Raw genomic sequence first — 15,122 nt, 5'->3', positions numbered from 1 at the left:
CGTTGCAGGCCGACGGCCACGTTAGTGCACCACTGTGGTGCCTCGCGTGGTTTGACGAAGCCCGAGCTCGCCGCTTTCCACGTGCGGGTCGTGCATGTCGACTCATCGCGACCCGCACGTGGAAATCGGCGCGCGGCGGAGCATGTCAACTTTCCTTGACGGCTGATACCTGTCAAGCTACCTTGACAGGATGAGCGATCTCGATGACCTGCTCGCCGACGGCGTCAGTAGCTCGGATCCTGCCGTCGGGCTGCGGGCGGTGCGGGCGCTGCAGCGGCTGCAGGAGCGGCTGGAAGCCATTCACGTGGCCAATGCTCGTGAGCAGGGTTGGAGCTGGCAGGCGATCGCCGAGGCACTCGAGGTCAGTCGCCAGGCTGTGCATCAGAAGCACAATCGGAAGGGGTGACATGTTCGAACGGTTCAGTCGTCACGCGCGCGTTGCGGTAGTACTGGCCCAGGAGGAGGCCCGAGAAACATCGGCCAACGACATCCGGCCGGAGCACATCCTGGTCGGGGTGTTGCAGAGCTCCGGACGTGAATTGTCGGCACTGCTGGCCGGATTCGGCCTGACGTCGGATGTGGTTCGTGCCAAGTTGGTGGCCGCCGATGCGCCTGGCGACGAATCGTTCGATGGCGACGCCGAGGCGTTGCGGTCGGTCGGAATCGACCTCCGGGCCGTACGCGACAACGTCGACCACACGTTCGGCGACGGCGCGTTCGACAACGCGCTGCGCAGCACCGGCCGTCGGCGTAGGCGCCGCGGGCATCTGCCTTTCACCAAGCCCGCGAAGAAGGTGCTGGAGCTGGCATTGCGGGAGTCGTTGGCGCACAAGGACGGCTACATCGGATCCGAGCACATCCTGCTGGGAATCCTTCGGGGCGGGGATGACCGTGCGGTCGGTCTGATCACCGAGCATGTCGATACCCGCGAGCTGCGCGACGACATCGTCGGACTCCTGGACAACGCGGCCTAAGCGCGACTCGCCGGTTTCGACGCCTGGGTCGTGGACATCGCCGAACCGCAGCCCTCTCGTGGAAAACGACGCGGGAGCGCCCCGGCCGGGGCTCGCCGGTTTCTACCTCTGGGTTGTGGGCGTCGCCGAATCGCAGCCCGCAGGTAGAAATCGGCGACGCGGGAGCGCCGGCGCAGAGAGCACCCGCGAAGCCCGACGCGCGCGGGGGAGCGCCTGCTAACCCAGGACCAGTGCCACCGACACCGCGACCGCCCACACCAGCATGGTCAGCCCGGTGTCGCGCAGAACCGGGATCAGCTGGGCGCCGGTGCTGCCGTTGCGCACCGGCCGCAGTGCCCGCACGGCCGGTGCGACCGCGAGCAGGCCGACCGCGCACCACGGGGTGGCCAGGATCAGCACCAGGGGCAGTACCAGGGCCACGGCGACCAGCAGTTGGTACAGCAGCCGGGTGCGCGCATCGCCGAGGCGCACGGCCAGGGTGATCTTGCCGGACTGGGTGTCGGTGGGGATGTCGCGCAGGTTGTTGGCCACCAGCACGGCCGACGACAACGAGCCCATGGCCACCGCCGCGACCAAACCGACCCAGTCGATGCGCAGGGCCTGGGTGTACTGCGTGCCCAGCACCGCCACCAGGCCGAAGAAGATGAACACGGCCACCTCGCCCAGGCCCAGGTAGCCATAGGGTTTCTTGCCGCCGGTGTATAGCCAGGCCCCCGCGATACACACGGCGCCGACCGCGATCAGCCATGGCGCGCTGACTGCCGCCAGCGCCAGTCCGGCCACCGCGCCGACCGCCAGGCTCACCACCGCCGCCGTCAGCACCGCCCGCGGCGAGGCCAGCTTGGAACCCACCAGGCGCAACGGGCCGGACCGCACGTCGTCGGTGCCGCGGATGCCGTCGGAGTAGTCGTTGGCGTAATTCACCCCGATGATCAGTGCCAGCGATACGGCCAGTGCCAGCAACGCTTTCCACCACACGGCGGAGCCCACCCAGGCGGCGGCGCCGGTACCGGCGAGCACCGGGGCGACGGCGTTGGGCAGGGTGCGGGGACGGGCGCCCTCGATCCATTGCGCGAAACTGGCCACGACGGCCATCGTATGAGCTGACCCGGTGCCACCTCGCGCGGACTCTTACACTGAGCCTCATGAAGGAGCAGCTCAGCAAGACCGAGATCGGCAAGGACGTGCTGCAGGAATCCGTCGAGGCAGTGGCCTCCACGGTCGGGCATGTCACCTCGATCATCACCACGGCCGTCAAAGACGTCGCGACCGCCATCGGTGGCCTGGCCACCGATGTCTTCGAGATCGCCGACGGCGCCCGCAAGGCGAACGAGGACTTCGACGACTTCGACGACGACCTCGACGCGGGCGTCGACACGGTTCTCGACGAGACCCCGGCGGATCCCGTCAAGCCCCACGACGAGGCCGAATAGCACTGCATGCTCGGCGTCATCGGCGGTAGCGGTTTCTATTCGTTCTTCGGGCCCGAGGCCCGCACCGTCACCGTGGACACCCCGTACGGTGCGCCGAGCGCGCCGATCACGGTCGGCGCGGTGGGCGGGCACGAGGTGGCCTTCCTGCCCCGGCACGGGGTCAACCACGAGTTCTCGCCGCACACGGTCCCGTACCGGGCCAACATGTGGGCCCTGCGCACCTTGGGGGTGCGCCGGATCTTCGCTCCCTGCGCGGTGGGCAGCCTGACGACGGAGCTGGGCCCGGGTTCGATCGTGGTGCCCGATCAGTTGGTGGACCGCACCCGTGGCCGCCCCGATACGTACTTCGACTCCGGCGGCATCCACGTGGGTTTCGCCGATCCGTACTGCCCGGCACTGCGGACCACCGCGGCCGCGCTTCCCGGCGTGGTCGACGGCGGCACCATGGTGGTGATCCAGGGGCCGAGGTTCTCCACCCGCGCGGAGAGCCGGTGGTTCGCCGACCAGGGCTTCACCCTGGTCAACATGACGGGTTACCCCGAGGCCGTCCTGGCCCGTGAGCTCGAGATGTGTTATGCGGCAATCGCTTTGGTTACCGACCTGGACGCCGGGATTGAGGCTGGTTCCGGGGTGACGACGGTGGACGTCTTCGCCGAATTCGAGCGCAATCTGGTGCCGTTCAAGAAGCTGGTGCACGAGGCCTTGGAAGCGGTAGACGGTGAGCGCGCCTGCACACACTGCCTGGCTCACGACGGGGTGAAGTTGCCGTTCGAGCTGCCCTGAAACCGTCTGATCGGCCCCCCTCTTGACACCCGTCAAGTCGGGGTGCCAATACTGACGGGGTGAAACCCGCGATCTGTGAGCAGTTCGGTATCGACTTTCCGCTCTTCGCCTTCAGCCATTGCCGTGACGTGGTGGCCGCGGTGACCAACGCCGGCGGCTTCGGCGTGCTGGGCGCCACGGCCTACACCCCCGAGCAGCTGGACCAGGAGCTGTCCTGGATCGACGAGCAGGTCGGCGGCAAGCCCTACGGCGCCGACATCATCGTGCCCGCGAAGTTCGAGGGCAAGGGCGAGAAACTGTCGCGGGGACAGCTCACCGACCGCATCCCCGCCGAATACCGCGAGTTCGTGGCGCAACTGCTCGCCGATCACGGCATCGAGCCCGAGGAAAAGCAGCGTACGGGCGGGTCTTCGCTTTCCGGCGACACCGGCCGCGAGTTGTTGGATGTGGCGATGAGCCACCCGATCAAGCTGATCGCCAACGCGCTCGGGGTGCCGCCGGACTACATGATCGAGGCAGGCCGGGAGCGCGGCGTACCGGTCGCGGCCCTGGTGGGTGCCCGCGAGCATGCGCTCAAGCAGGTGCAGGCCGGGGTGGACCTGATCGTCGCGCAGGGCACCGAGGCCGGCGGACACTGCGGTGAGGTGTCGACCCTGGTGCTCGTGCCGGAAGTGCTGGAGACGCTGGAGCAGGCGGGCAGCGACATCCCGGTGCTGGCCGCCGGGGGCATCGTCACCGGGCGGCAGATGGCCGCGGCGGTCGCGATGGGTGCGGCCGGGGCCTGGACCGGCTCGGTGTGGCTGACCACCGAGGAGGCCGAGACCGCGCCGCACACCGTGCAGAAGATGCTGGAGGCGACCTCACGGGACACCGTGCGCTCGACCGGGCGCACCGGCAAGCCGGCCCGCCAGCTCAAGTCGGAGTGGACCGACGCATGGCAGCCGAATCCCGGTGGCCACCAGACCCTTCCGCTGCCGCTGCAGAACATGCTGGCCGAGCCGATCATCCGGCGCGTGGATGTGCTTGCCGCCCAGGGGCATCCGGGCGCGCAGGCACTGGCCACCTACTTCGTCGGGCAGGGTGTGGGTTTGATGAACAAGGTCAAGCCGGCCCGCGAGGTGGTCCGCGAGTTCATCGAGGACTACCTCGCCGCGACCGAGCGGTTGAGCAACTCACTCCCGGACTGAGCCGGCCGGACCCGTCAGTGCCAGTCCCAGACGGACATGTCGCCTGCCGGGTAGTTCTGGCAGATGTCGGTGGTGTTGGCCGCGACGCCCTTGTTGTTGAAGAACAGCTTGGCCCAGTTCGGCCAGCGCCAGGACATGTTCTCGAAGAAGGCGTTGGTCGCCGTGTTCTCGGAGTACTGGCGGCGACCGGCGTAGTCCATCGAGAAGAACCAGTGGATCCGGTCCTGGGCGCCCTGCTGATCGGCGACCGGCTTGTTGTTGTAGTCGATCATGTAGCGCTCGTAGTACACCGGCTCGACGTCGCGGGCGGCGGCCATGATCTGCTCGGCGGTGCAGGGGGTGCGCAGGATCCGGTTGGGGATCGGGTAGTCGTCGGTGGCGTCGGCGCTTGCGATGCCGGCCCCGGCCAGCGCGCCGGCGACGGTGCAGGCGGCCACACCGGTGCGGATCAGGTTACCGAGGGTCTTGCGGTTCGACATGTTGCTCCAAAGTCCTTCAGTGCGCGGCTTGTTCGTAGACGAAGCGCTGATCGGGGCAGTAGTAGTTGATGGCGGTGCCCAGGAACTGCCACGACTGGGCGTCGGAGCTGTCCTTGGCCAGTTGCTTTTTCACGAAACCGACCGAGTCCTGCGCATTGTGGTCGACGCCGTTGTGCAACCGCTTGCACATGAGCTTGCCGATCCAGGCGTTGTAGTCCTTCTGCCCGTAGATCCCGAAGGTGTGCAACTCGTTGGCGAAATCCGTGTCCGGATCGGCGTATGCCGGAGCCGAGAGAGCGACACTGGTTGCGGCACAGAACGACAGGGCTATCAGCAGACGTTTCATCAGACCAGGGCCTCCTCGGGCTCGCGTTGGATGGGCTTCGGCCACGGTTGCGGCACCGGGCGCTGGCGGACACGTTGCGGCCACCAGAACCAGCGTCCGAGCAGTGTGGCGATGGACGGCGTCATCAGCGACCGCACCACCAGCGTGTCGAACAGCAGGCCCAGACCGATCGTCGTTCCGACCTGACCGATGACGATCAGGCTGCTGACGGCCATCGATCCCATGGTGAAGGCGAAGACCAGGCCTGCGGAGGTGACCACCGCACCGGTGCCGACCATGGCTCGGATGATTCCGGTCTTCAGCCCGGCGTGGATCTCTTCCTTTATTCGTGAGACGAGTAGCAGGTTGTAATCCGCGCCCACCGCCAGCAGGACGATGACCGACATCGGCATCACCATCCAGTGCAATGGGATTCCCACGATGTGCTGCCAGAGCAGGACCGACAGTCCGAAGGCCGAGGCCAGGCTCAGCACCACCGTGCCGACGATCACCGCAGAGGCCACCACGGCGCGGGTGAGCACCAACATGATGATGAAGATCAGGATCAGTGCCGCCGCGGCGACGATGATCAGGTCGTAGTCGGCGCCCTGTTGCATGTCGGCGAACGTCGCCGAGCTGCCGCCGAGGTAGATCTTGGATCCCTCCAGCGGTGTGCCCTTGATGGCGTCGGTCGCGGCAACCTTGAGCGGTGCGATGCGTGATGTGCCTTCCGGGGTCAGTGGATCACCCTGGTGAATGATGGTGAACCGCACCGCATGTCCGTCAGGTGACATGAACAGCTTGAGGCCCCGCTGGAAGTCGTCGGTCCCGAAGGCCTCCGGCGGCAGGTAGAACGAATCGTCGTTCTTGGCCGTATCGAACGCTTCGCTCATGGCGGTGGCGGTGTTCTGCATCGCCATCGTCTGATCCTGCTGGGCCTTCTGCACCTGGTACTGGTTCAGCAGGATCTGCTTCTGGTTCTTCATGGTCTGGATCTGCGCAGGCAGAACGGCGACCATTCGCGGCATCAGGTCGGCCATGCGCTGCATCTCCGGAACCAGATCCTGGAAGTCGTCGGACATCGTGTTGATGCCGTCGAGGCTTTCGAAGATCGACCGCATGGACCAGCACATCGGGATGTCGAAGCAGTGCGGCTCCCAGTAGAAGTAATTGCGGATCGGCCGGAAGAAATCGTCGAAATCTGCCAGGTGGTCCCGTACTTCAGACATGTCGCCGGACGTGGTCTTCATCTTGTCGGCCATCCGCTGCGACACCGCGGCCAGTTCGGTCTGGATGTTCATCATCTCGGTCATCGAGTCGATGCTGGTCTGCAGATCGTTGGCTTGGCTGAGCAGATTCTGAAGGTTGGTCTGCGCGTAGTCGTTGTTCATCAGCTGGGGCGTCCCGCTCTGGCCCAGCGTGTACGGCACCGTCGAGTGCTTGATCGGGTCGCCGTCGGGACGGGTGATGGTCTGCACCTGGGCGATGCCGTGCACGTTCTTGAGGGCCTTGGCGATCTTGTCGATCACCAGGAAGTCGGCCGGGTTCCGCAGATCCCGGTCGGACTCGATCATCATCAGGTCCGGGTTCATCTTGGCCTGCGAGAAGTGCCGGAATGCGGCGTCGTATCCGATGTTGGTCCCGACGTCCTTGGGCAGGAAGATGCGATCGTTGTAGGTGGTGTGATAGCCGGGCAGGGCGAGCAGGCCGACCAACGCTGCGACGATGGCGCACACCAGGATTGCGCCCGGCCAGCGGACGGTGGCGGTACCGACCCGGTGCCATCCACGCGAGTTCGAATGCCGCTTGGGCTCGAGGATCTTGCCGAAGCGGCTCAACACCGAGATGACGGCCGGCCCCAGGGTCAGCGCCATGGCGACCACCATCGTCATGCCGATCGCCAGCGGGATACCCATGGTCTGGAAGTACGGCAGGCGGGTGAAGTGCAGGCAGAACGTCGCGCCGGCGATGGTCAGGCCCGACGCGAGTACGACGTGGGCCGTGCCGTGGAACATGTCGTAGTAGGCCGCTTCCTTGTCTTCGCCGGCTCTTCGTGCTTCCTGATATCGGCCGATCAGGAAGATCGCGTAGTCGGTGGCCGCGGCGATGGCCAGGGTCACCAGCATGTTGGTCGCGAACGTCGTGAGACCGAAGAAATTGTGGAAGCCCAGCAGCGCGACGAGTCCACGGGCGCCGGACAATTCGAGCACCACCATCACCAGCACGATCAGCGTGGTGATGATCGACCGGTAGACCGCCAGCAGCATCACCGCGATGACGCCGAAGGTGACGAGCTCGATCAGCTGCATGCTCTCGTCGCCGACGATGTTCTGATCGGTGCTGGAGGCCGCCGACCCGGTCACATAGGCCTTCACGCCGTCGGGCGCGGGGCTTTCGGTGGCGATGCGCCGCACCGCTTCGACCGACTCGTTGGCCAGTGTCTCGCCCTGGTCGCCGGCGATGTAGACCTGCACGTAGGCGGCCTTGCCGTCGCGGCTCTGGGCGCCCTTGGCGGTCAGGGTGTCGCCCCAGAAGTCCTGCACATGCTGCACGTGGGTGGTATCGGCGCGCAGGTCACGAACCATCTGGTCGTAGAAGATGTGCGCCTCTAGGCCCAGCGGCTTGTCGCCCTCGAGGACAACCATCACCGAGCTGCTGGTGTCGTACTCCTGGAACTTCTTGCCGACCTCTTTGATGGCGATCATCGACGGAGCGTCGTTGGGGCTCATCGACACCGCGCGCATCTTGCCGACGACCTCGAGTTGCGGCACAACGGTGTTGAGCAGCGCGACGATCACGATCCAGATCAGGATGATCGGCAGGGCGAACGCCCGGATGAATCGTGGGATCGCTGGGCGCGGAGGCGCGGCGTGGCGCCCGGTTGCGATGGCGTCGGTCGGGGTGTCGTCCGTGGGCGCGCTCATGCTGCCTTCACAAAGCAGAAAGTTTGTGCGTTCAATCCAGTAGCCGTTCTCTCTTCTTTGACCTGGTCATCGACAGTGACTCGGCAACTGATGCTGTCCCCGTCGCCCTGGGCCATGATGTTGGGCTGGACCGACGGCAACGTGGTTTGCAGCGTCAAAGTCCATGGCAGCGGCACAGTTCCGGTGCGCTGGGGCCTGCCTTCGAGGTCCATGTAGTTGATGACGGCAGTGCCGCCGTTACCGAAGATCTCGTACTTCACGAACTTGGGGTTGAAGTCTTCGGCGTTGTCCGACGTGGTGTCGGTGATGATCACCGGATGTGCGCCGAAGACCTTGCGGACGTTCATCACGATCAGCGCGCCGGCCCCCATGGCGATGACGATCAGGACGGGGAGCCAGATCCGGCGGGCGGTCTTCAGCATTGCGGTGGCAGGGGGAGTGCGGTGACGTGATGCCTCGCGTGGACTGCAGTCAATGTATGGCCTCCCGACTTTCGATGCGCTCGCGACGACCTGGCTGTTAGGCGGCCTACGCAGTTCGAGGGTAAAGTTAGCCGAAGAAGTGGATAGGATCAATCCACTTATGACCCCGATCACTTAAACTGAGAGATATGACCGAGGAAACACGTCGCGTACTGCGCAGGGACGCAGAACGCAACCGGCAGCGGGTGCTCGATGCCGCGCGGGAACTGTTTGCCGAGAAAGGTCTTGAAGCGACGCTCAATGACGTGGCGCGGTACGCGAACGTCGGGGTGGGCACGGTCTACCGGCGGTTCGCGACGAAGGAAGAGCTGCTCGAGGCCATCTTCGCCGACGGCATGGATCAACTCACCGCGCTGGCTGAAATCGCACTGCAGCATGAAGATTCGTGGCAGGGATTCGCGTGGTACGTCGAGAGCATGTGCGAGATCACGGCCACCGACCGCGGGTTGCGCGAGATCGCGTTCAGCAAATGCTATGGGGGCGACCGGGTCAAGGCCTGTCAGGATCGGCTCGTCCCGGCGTTGACCAAACTTGTCGAGCGGGCGCAAGGCGACGGTCATCTGCGGCCGGAGGTGTCGTCCACGGACATGCCGCTCTTCGGGCTTCTGTCCGGCACCGTGAGTGAATTCGCCGGACACGTCGACGCCGAGCTGTGGCGCCGGTATGTGGCCATCCTGTTGGACGGCATGCGCTACCACGACGACCAGGCGCCGATTCCGGTGAAAGCGCTCGACAGCGATGAGCTCGATACAGCGATGCAGACGTGGGAACCCGCGGGGCCGCCCCGCTGACCGTCGCCAGGGTCGGTAGCCACGTTTCGGAAATGCCTGTGCGGGCACAATATCGACGTGGCTATCAAAGGTGACTCGGGAACCGAGACGGATCAAATGTTCTGCGGTGTCGATCTGGCGGGGCGCATCGAGAAGGCTGAGGCGGAGCTGATCGCGGCGGCGACGCACGCTGCCGGACACCGTGGTGCGGACGGGCTGGTCCTGCCCGTCGCCGGGGGGTACGCCTGTTTTGCGGAGGCGCAATCGCCGATGAACAAGGTGGTGGGCCTCGGCTTCGACGGATTGCCTGATGAAGCGGTGCTGGGCGAGATCGAACGCGCCTTCGCGGCCAGGGGCAGTTCCACCCGGGTGGAACTGGCCAGCCTGGCCGACCCTGAGATCACCGAATTGTTGTCCGGCCGTGGCTATCGCCTCGTCGAGTTCGAGAACGTGCTGGGCAGGCCGATCCACGACGAGCGCCCGCCGGTGACCGATGTGCAGGTGCGCCGGGCCGACGATCTCACCGCGTGGGTGAACGTCGTGGTGGAGGGCTTCGCCCATCCCGACGGTGAGGGCCCGGTCAGCCACGAACAGTTCCCCGCCGACATCATCGAGCGGGCCGAACGGGATATGGAAAAGGCCGGGGCCACCGCATATGTCGCGTTGCGCGACGGAGCGGTCGCCGGGGGAGGGATGATGCGGCTGAGCGGCCGGATCGCCCAACTGGCCGGAGCCGCGACGGCGCCTGCCCACCGGCGCCGTGGGGTACAGGCTGCGCTGTTGGCGGCGCGGCTGGCCGAGGCCGCCGACGCCGGATGCGAGATCGCGGTGGTGACAACGGCCCCCGGCTCCAAGTCACAGCACAATGTGCAGCGCCGGGGTTTCCAGCTGCTCTACACCCGGGCGATCCTGGTGAAACCGGTTGAGGCGGTTCAGTAGAGGATCTTGCGCAGGTTGTCCTCGCTGTAATACGCGTCGAGTTCCTCCTGGCTCTGATCGGGCTTGAAAGCCTTGGCCATCTGTGCAACCGAGGGCACTGCCGTCGGGTTCCAGGTCTCGGGCTTCCACGTCTCGGAGCGCAGGAATGCCTTGGGGCAGTGGAAGAACACCTCTTCGATCGCGATCTCCAGGGCCAGGATCGGCCGCTTGCCGTCCACCGTCATGGCGTCGAAATAGTCTGCATCGGAGAGGATCCGGGCGGTGCCGTTGATCCGGAGGGTGTCCCCGCGGCCCGGGATGACGAACACCGTGCCCACGTGCGGGCGCTGCAGCACGTTGAGGAAGCCGTCGACGCGCCGGTTGCCGGGCCGCTCCGGGATGGCGATCGTGGTGTCGTCGAGGATCTGGACGAATCCCGGCGGGTCGCCCTTGGGGGAGACGTCGACGCGGCCGTGCGCATCGGTGGTCGCCACGAAGCCCAGTGGCGACTGCTTGAGCCAGCCCTGCTGAGCTTCCGACAGGCGGTCGGTCACCTTCTTGGCGACGGCTGCGGTGGGTTGCCCGACGATGGCGCGCAGCTCATCCGCGGAGGTCACTTCTCGGCGCATGCCTCCATCATGCCTGCGATGGCGAATGGTTTATCGGCTACCGAATCGGGCCATGAGCGCCCGGCGGTCCACCTTGCCGATGCCGCGCCGGGGTAACGCCTCGACGACGTGGACTTCTCGTGGTGCCGCGGTTGCGTCGAGGGTCTGCGCCACGTGGCCACGCAGCTCGGCCACGTCGGGGGCCGATGCACCCGGGGTGAGTACCAGCGCGGCCACCACCCGCTGGCCCAGACGCTCGTCGGGGACCCCGAAAACCGCGCACTCGGCGATCGCCGGATGGCTGGCCAATGCCGATTCGACCAGTTGCGGCAGCACCGTCAGACCGCCGGTGCTGACCGCGTCGTCGACCCGGCCAAGAATCCGCAATACACCCGAATCATCCACGGTGCCAAGATCATCGGTTTGGAACCAGCCCGGCTCGGCGAACGGGTCGGGGCTGACCGGGTTGCGATAGCCCCTGGCCACGGTGGCGCCGCCCAGCATGACGCGGGAAGCCGCACCTGATGTCGGCGCCGGGGTGGCTCCGGCCAGACGCACCTTCACGCCGTCGAGCGCCACGCCGTCGTACACGCAGCCGCCCGCGGTCTCGCTCATCCCGTAGGTGCGCACCACGTTCACCCCGGCCGCGACCGCGCGTTCGGCCACTCCGGCCGGCATCGGCCCGCCGCCGATCAGCACGGCGTCGAGGTCGGCCAGCGCCTCCGCGGCGGCCGGATCACGCAGGGATTTGTCCAACTGCACCGCCACCAGTGAGGCATAGCGGCGTCCAGCGCCCAAAGCGGCCACCGCAGCGGGCAACTCGCCCGAGTCGAAGGACGCGGCGACGGTGACGGGCGCCGTGCCTGCCAGCAGACTGCGCACCAGAACCTGCAGGCCCGCGATGTGATGTGCGGGCAGGGCGAGCAGCCACCGTCCGTCACCGCCCAGTCGCGCGTGAGTGGCCGTCGCGCTGGCCCGCAGCGCGTCGGCGGTCAGCAGCGCGCCCTTGGGTGTGCCGGTGGTGCCCGAGGTGGAGATCACCACCGCGACGTCGTCGTCGATCGCTTCGCCGGCGCGCAAAGTGGTTGTCAGCAAAGCACTCTGACGGTCGTCGTCGGCGGGGACCGGCAGGATCGCCGAGCCGCGTCCGGTCAGGACGTCATCGAGCACTGCCAGCAACGTATCCGTCGTCGATCCGACGGTGACGGGGCGAAGGACGGCTATGCCGGGCCCCCTGGCTCTTTCGGGTCGTCGCCGTTGTTTCCGATGGGATCGTCGGCGCCGCCGGCTTCCTCGGCATCGCGCGGATCGTCCAACGGCCACCCCTTGGCCGCCAGCCGCTCGCGCACCCGTTCGACGTCCTCGGCGCGGGGCAGCTCGTCGGTGATCTGGGTGATCAGCACACCGATGTCGATGTGATCGAAATCACCGCGATCGATGAGATCCCGTGCGACGGCCTTGACTTCGTCGTTGGTCAGGCGCCGGGTCAACAGCGCCAACAACGGCACCCGGTCTGGCCCGGGCACCCCCTCGGGGTACCCGGCGTTCAGCCAGGCCGCGATCTTCGCGAGAAAAGCGTTCACTGTGCCTACTCCTGATGCACCCGAGCGAGGTTCCTCCGGCCATACGAGTTTGAGCCGGAGGACCGCATTGATGTTAGTGGTGCCAGCCGACTCTGGCTCGCAGTGAACTTATCGGCCGCGCGAGGATCGGCAAACCGCCCCGGCGAACAATCCGGGGTAGGCAGATGAACACTCGGTGAACTCATTCGCAGCGTATTCGAATTCCCAGCTCAGCAAGGTGTTTCCGGCTGGTCAAAATCGCCAATGGTCCTACAGAATTACCGCCATGAGCGCTGAGCTGATCGTCCTGGTGCTGTTGATAGCAACGGCACTGGCTTTTGACTTCACAAACGGCTTTCACGACACCGGCAACGCCATGGCCACCTCGATCGCCACCCGCGCTCTCAAGCCGAAGACGGCGGTGCTGCTGGCCGGGGTGCTGAACCTGGTCGGTGCGTTCCTCTCGGTCGAGGTCGCGATCACCGTCACCAGCTCGGTGCTGAAGATCCAGGACTCCAAGACCGGAGCCCTGATCCCGACGATCGATGCCTCGACCGGGCTGACGATCATCTTCGCGGGCCTGATCGGCGGCATCCTGTGGAACCTGCTGACCTGGCTGTTCGGCATCCCGTCGAGCTCGTCGCACGCGCTGTTCGGTGGGCTGATCGGTGCCGGTCTGGCTGCGATCGGCCTGGCCGGGGTCAACTGGACCGGCGTCACCCAGAAGGTGCTCATCCCGGCGGTGGCCGCCCCGGTGATCGCCTGCCTGGTGGCCGGCTGCGGCACCTGGCTGGTCTACCGCATCACCCGCAACGTCGCGCAGAAGCGTCGCGAGGCCGGCTTCCGCTGGGGACAGATCGCCACCGCGTCGCTGGTCGCGCTCTCCCACGGCACCAACGACGCGCAGAAGACCATGGGCGTCATCGCGCTCGCCCTGATCACCACCGGTCACCTCAGCGGTGACGTGAAGAACAACGGGCTGCCGTTCTGGATCATCGCCTCCTGCGCGCTGGCCATCGGCCTGGGCACCTACATCGGCGGTTGGCGGGTCATCCGCACCCTGGGCAAGGGCCTGGTCGAGATCGAGTCCCCGCAGGGTCTGGCCGCCGAAGCCTCCTCGGCCGCAATCATCCTGAGCTCCAGCGCGGCCGGTATGGCCCTGTCGACCACCCACGTGGCGACCGGATCGATCCTGGGCAGCGGCGTCGGCAAGCCCGGGGCCGAGGTGCGCTGGGCGGTCGCCGGACGCATGGCGGTCGCCTGGCTGGTGACATTGCCCGCCGCGGGCATCGTCGGCGCGCTGGCTTTCTGGCTGTCCCACGGTGTCGAGTCGCTGACCTCTTCGGCGCTCGCCGGTGACGGGCTCATCTTCCTGGTCCTGGTCGCCCTGTCCGGGTACATGTGGTGGCGCGCGCAGCAGCAGAAGGTCGACCACAGCAACGTCAACGCCGATTGGGACCACTCCACCAACTCGGTGGTGCCCGCCGACGTGCGCGACGCCGCCAAGCCCGCCACGCCCAGCGCCGAGAACAAGCCCGGCGCCGACAAAGCCAGCGTCTGATCGCCCCGATCGCATAAGCGGACACAAGGAATCGCAATGACTTATCTGGAAGCCATTTTCAAGGTGCTCGTAGTCGGGCTGATCCTCGGCGCCGGTCTGCCTGCGGTGTTCGCCGCGGGACTCGTTGCCTACTCCAACGGTGCCGGCGGCGCGAACGCCGACGGCACCACCCACGCCGCCAACCCCGCCCTGAGGTTCCTCGGGCTGGCGTTGTTCGCCCTGGTCGGTCTGGTGATCCTGGTTGCCATCGCGTGGATCACGCGGACCACGATCATCCACCACACCGGCATCGACCTCTTCCCGTTCCTGCCCAAGAAGTGAGCGGAGCATCGTGACCGAGACGACGAGCTTCCTGGACAACGTTCTGAACTGGCTGCGTGCCGGCTACCCCGAGGGCGTGCCGCCCACCGATCAGTTCGCCCTGTTGGCGCTGCTGACCCGGTCGCTGACCGAAGACGAGGTGGTCCAGGCCACCCACGACATCTTGAAGTCCAGCACCGGCGACAACCCGGTCACCGACAACGAGATCCGTCTGGCCGTGCGCAATGTCATCGACAAGGACCCGAACCCCGAAGAGATCAACCAGGTTGCGGCGCGGCTGGCCTCGGTGGGCTGGCCGTTGTCGACGCCGGCGCGCTGAGCCTGCGAACCCCTTTCAGGCCGCCGTTTTCTGCATCAGGGCTGTTGATCGGGCCGATCGACAGCCCTGGAGTGGAAAACGGCGGCCGAACTAGTCGCGGGTGTCGCGGCGCAGCGGGTGGGTGTCGGGCACCTGGACGAAGATCAGGGTGATGCCGTCGGGGTCGATCACGTGCATCTCGTGCAGACCCCACGGCTCCTGGGCCGCGGCCCGGGCTATCGACACTCCGCGACCCTCGAGTTCGGCCTGGGTGGCGTAGACGTCGCGCACCTGCAGCCACAGCGCCCCGGGAAACACCCCGGGCTCGGTGGGACTGTGGTGACCGGCCAGCTCGATCAGTGACTGCCCGGCGTAAAAGACTGTGCCCGCACCGTATTCGCGGGCGATGGCCAGACCGATCCCGTCGCGGTAGAACTCGACCGACTTCGGATAGTCGACCGGCCGGATCAGCATCCTGCTGGCCAGGATTTCCATGT

19 protein-coding genes are annotated in these 15,122 nt (G+C 66.4%); 10 read left to right on the top strand and 9 right to left on the bottom strand.

Annotation, left to right across the window (positions count from 1 at the left end; genetic code table 11):
• Positions 1-190 precede the first annotated feature (190 nt).
• Together ACNQR1_RS31655 and ACNQR1_RS31650 are read left to right on the top strand one after the other, a co-directional pair.
• Positions 191-406, top strand: coding sequence for a helix-turn-helix domain-containing protein (locus ACNQR1_RS31655; RefSeq protein WP_418049483.1), 216 nt, complete (start codon positions 191-193; stop codon positions 404-406).
• Position 407: 1 nt separating this feature from the next.
• The gene (locus tag ACNQR1_RS31650; protein ID WP_418049482.1) at positions 408-974 is read left to right on the top strand and encodes a Clp protease N-terminal domain-containing protein; all 567 of its coding nucleotides are present in this window, start codon (positions 408-410) and stop codon (positions 972-974) included.
• Between the two features lie 216 nt (positions 975-1,190).
• On the opposite strand, the gene ACNQR1_RS31645 is transcribed toward ACNQR1_RS31650, so the two are convergent.
• On the bottom strand, positions 1,191-2,060 hold the full coding sequence (locus ACNQR1_RS31645; RefSeq protein ID WP_418049481.1) for a 1,4-dihydroxy-2-naphthoate polyprenyltransferase: 870 nt from the start codon (positions 2,058-2,060) through the stop codon (positions 1,191-1,193).
• A 59-nt stretch (positions 2,061-2,119) separates the two neighbouring features.
• Between ACNQR1_RS31645 and ACNQR1_RS31640 the strand changes: the two genes are divergently transcribed.
• Genes ACNQR1_RS31640 through ACNQR1_RS31630 form a run of 3 tightly spaced genes read left to right on the top strand, consistent with a single transcriptional unit; the run spans position 2,120 to position 4,377 of the window.
• A complete protein-coding gene (locus tag ACNQR1_RS31640; protein WP_418049480.1) occupies positions 2,120-2,407 on the top strand; it encodes a hypothetical protein in 288 nt (95 codons plus the stop codon).
• A 6-nt stretch (positions 2,408-2,413) separates the two neighbouring features.
• Positions 2,414-3,190, top strand: a complete 777-nt coding sequence (locus tag ACNQR1_RS31635) for an S-methyl-5'-thioadenosine phosphorylase (RefSeq protein WP_418049479.1) — start codon at positions 2,414-2,416, stop codon at positions 3,188-3,190.
• 59 nt (positions 3,191-3,249) lie between these two features.
• On the top strand, positions 3,250-4,377 hold the full coding sequence (locus ACNQR1_RS31630) for a nitronate monooxygenase (RefSeq protein ID WP_418049478.1): 1,128 nt from the start codon (positions 3,250-3,252) through the stop codon (positions 4,375-4,377).
• 14 nt (positions 4,378-4,391) lie between these two features.
• Here ACNQR1_RS31630 and ACNQR1_RS31625 read toward each other — a convergent pair whose 3' ends face one another.
• The 4 genes from ACNQR1_RS31625 to ACNQR1_RS31610 are packed head-to-tail and all read right to left on the bottom strand — an operon-like array spanning position 4,392 to position 8,527.
• Positions 4,392-4,856: a DUF5078 domain-containing protein gene (locus tag ACNQR1_RS31625; RefSeq protein WP_418049477.1), complete on the bottom strand. Its 465-nt coding sequence runs from the start codon at positions 4,854-4,856 to the stop codon at positions 4,392-4,394.
• A 16-nt stretch (positions 4,857-4,872) separates the two neighbouring features.
• Positions 4,873-5,202 (bottom strand): DUF732 domain-containing protein, encoded by a 330-nt coding sequence (locus ACNQR1_RS31620; protein ID WP_418049476.1) that lies wholly within the window; start codon positions 5,200-5,202, stop codon positions 4,873-4,875.
• A complete protein-coding gene (locus ACNQR1_RS31615) occupies positions 5,202-8,105 on the bottom strand; it encodes an RND family transporter (RefSeq protein WP_418049475.1) in 2,904 nt (967 codons plus the stop codon). The genes ACNQR1_RS31620 and ACNQR1_RS31615 overlap by 1 nt, the downstream gene beginning before the upstream one ends.
• On the bottom strand, positions 8,102-8,527 hold the full coding sequence (locus ACNQR1_RS31610; protein WP_418049474.1) for an MmpS family transport accessory protein: 426 nt from the start codon (positions 8,525-8,527) through the stop codon (positions 8,102-8,104). The genes ACNQR1_RS31615 and ACNQR1_RS31610 overlap by 4 nt, the downstream gene beginning before the upstream one ends.
• Before the next feature lie 188 nt (positions 8,528-8,715).
• On the opposite strand from ACNQR1_RS31610, the gene ACNQR1_RS31605 reads away from it, so the two are divergent.
• Complete coding sequence (locus tag ACNQR1_RS31605; protein ID WP_418049473.1) at positions 8,716-9,378, top strand: TetR/AcrR family transcriptional regulator; 663 nt, start codon at positions 8,716-8,718, stop codon at positions 9,376-9,378.
• A 96-nt stretch (positions 9,379-9,474) separates the two neighbouring features.
• Positions 9,475-10,296 (top strand): GNAT family N-acetyltransferase, encoded by an 822-nt coding sequence (locus ACNQR1_RS31600; RefSeq protein WP_418050575.1) that lies wholly within the window; start codon positions 9,475-9,477, stop codon positions 10,294-10,296.
• On the opposite strand, the gene ACNQR1_RS31595 is transcribed toward ACNQR1_RS31600, so the two are convergent.
• Genes ACNQR1_RS31595 through ACNQR1_RS31585 form a run of 3 tightly spaced genes read right to left on the bottom strand, consistent with a single transcriptional unit; the run spans position 10,290 to position 12,466 of the window.
• Positions 10,290-10,904: a pyridoxamine 5'-phosphate oxidase family protein gene (locus ACNQR1_RS31595; RefSeq protein ID WP_418049472.1), complete on the bottom strand. Its 615-nt coding sequence runs from the start codon at positions 10,902-10,904 to the stop codon at positions 10,290-10,292. The two genes, ACNQR1_RS31600 and ACNQR1_RS31595, sit on opposite strands and share 7 nt — an antisense overlap.
• A gap of 30 nt (positions 10,905-10,934) precedes the next feature.
• A complete protein-coding gene (gene menE, locus ACNQR1_RS31590; protein WP_418049471.1) occupies positions 10,935-12,053 on the bottom strand; it encodes an o-succinylbenzoate--CoA ligase in 1,119 nt (372 codons plus the stop codon).
• A 50-nt stretch (positions 12,054-12,103) separates the two neighbouring features.
• On the bottom strand, positions 12,104-12,466 hold the full coding sequence (locus ACNQR1_RS31585; RefSeq protein WP_418049470.1) for a DUF3349 domain-containing protein: 363 nt from the start codon (positions 12,464-12,466) through the stop codon (positions 12,104-12,106).
• Positions 12,467-12,731: 265 nt separating this feature from the next.
• Here ACNQR1_RS31585 and ACNQR1_RS31580 point away from each other — a divergent pair, with 265 nt between their 5' ends.
• From ACNQR1_RS31580 to ACNQR1_RS31570, 3 genes are read left to right on the top strand one after another with little or no spacing between them, the layout of a single operon-like run.
• Positions 12,732-14,006 (top strand): anion permease, encoded by a 1,275-nt coding sequence (locus ACNQR1_RS31580; protein WP_418049469.1) that lies wholly within the window; start codon positions 12,732-12,734, stop codon positions 14,004-14,006.
• Between the two features lie 36 nt (positions 14,007-14,042).
• Positions 14,043-14,327 (top strand): hypothetical protein, encoded by a 285-nt coding sequence (locus ACNQR1_RS31575; protein WP_418049468.1) that lies wholly within the window; start codon positions 14,043-14,045, stop codon positions 14,325-14,327.
• A gap of 10 nt (positions 14,328-14,337) precedes the next feature.
• Positions 14,338-14,646: a DUF3349 domain-containing protein gene (locus tag ACNQR1_RS31570; protein WP_418049467.1), complete on the top strand. Its 309-nt coding sequence runs from the start codon at positions 14,338-14,340 to the stop codon at positions 14,644-14,646.
• 90 nt (positions 14,647-14,736) lie between these two features.
• Here the strand turns inward: ACNQR1_RS31570 and ACNQR1_RS31565 are convergent, their stop codons facing one another.
• Positions 14,737-15,120, bottom strand: coding sequence for a VOC family protein (locus ACNQR1_RS31565; protein WP_418049466.1), 384 nt, complete (start codon positions 15,118-15,120; stop codon positions 14,737-14,739).
• Between the last annotated feature and the right edge of the window lie 2 nt (positions 15,121-15,122).

It is taken from the genome of Mycobacterium sp. 48b (assembly GCF_048282725.1).
GTDB lineage: Bacteria > Actinomycetota > Actinomycetes > Mycobacteriales > Mycobacteriaceae > Mycobacterium.
This window is presented reverse-complemented; position numbering and strand designations above follow the sequence as displayed.